At 70.8% G+C, this 719-nt stretch carries 2 protein-coding genes; both read right to left on the bottom strand.

What is annotated here, in order from left to right:
• A partial coding sequence (locus tag ACBJ32_RS59365; protein WP_375134401.1) for a sulfatase-like hydrolase/transferase occupies positions 1-221 on the bottom strand: 221 nt, incomplete at its 3' end.
• Between the two features lie 115 nt (positions 222-336).
• Positions 337-719: hypothetical protein (locus tag ACBJ32_RS59370; RefSeq protein ID WP_375134402.1), on the bottom strand; the 383-nt coding region annotated here is incomplete at its 5' end.

The following is a 719-nucleotide window of genomic DNA, read 5'->3' on the forward strand; positions in this document are numbered from 1 at the left end:
GCGGCCAGCGCGTCCAGGTGGGGCGTGCGGATGTCCGGCGAGCCGTAGCAGCTCAGATCGGCCCATCCCAGGTCGTCGGCGAAGATGAACAGCACGTTCGGCCGCGCCGGCCGTTCGGTGCCCGCCGTGGCGCGGAAGGGTCGTTCCTGCGCGGACGCGGCGCTCGCGGCGCTCGCTGCGACCGCCGGCGCGGCGAGCGCCGCCGCGCCGGCGGTCAACACGGCTCTTCTGCTGACTCCAGTCACTGGGTCTGCCCTTTCGTCAAGGAATCCGGTAAGGGCAAGAGCGTGGCGGAGTCGCTGTTTCCTCGCTGTTATCCCTGTTTCGGGTCTTTTGTCACTTCTGCGGGCAGAAGACTGCTTCGGCGGCCTTGACCAGGAGCGGATGCACCGATTTGTCGATGTTGGAGACGGCCAGGGTGGCCGACAGGGCGAACTGCATCCGGCCGTCGGGCGAGGTGAAGGTGACCGCGTTGAAGCCGGGGGCGCTGCCCTTGAGCGGCATGATCGCCGGCTGGCCCCCGCACGGCAGCGCGGGCTGCTGCTGCCGACCGCCCCCGCCCTCGGACGGCTGCCCGGACGGCTGCCCGGAGGGCTGCGGCGCGCTTCTCGGCGGTCCCATGAGCACCTTCTTCAGCTCTTCGGGCAGCAGCCGGTTCTGGGCGAAGGCCCGCTGGAAGGCGCTGATGTCGTGCGCGGTGGAGATGACGCCGCCGGCGG

The sequence above is a fragment of the Nonomuraea sp. GTA35 genome (assembly GCF_041950525.1).
Lineage (GTDB): Bacteria > Actinomycetota > Actinomycetes > Streptosporangiales > Streptosporangiaceae > Nonomuraea.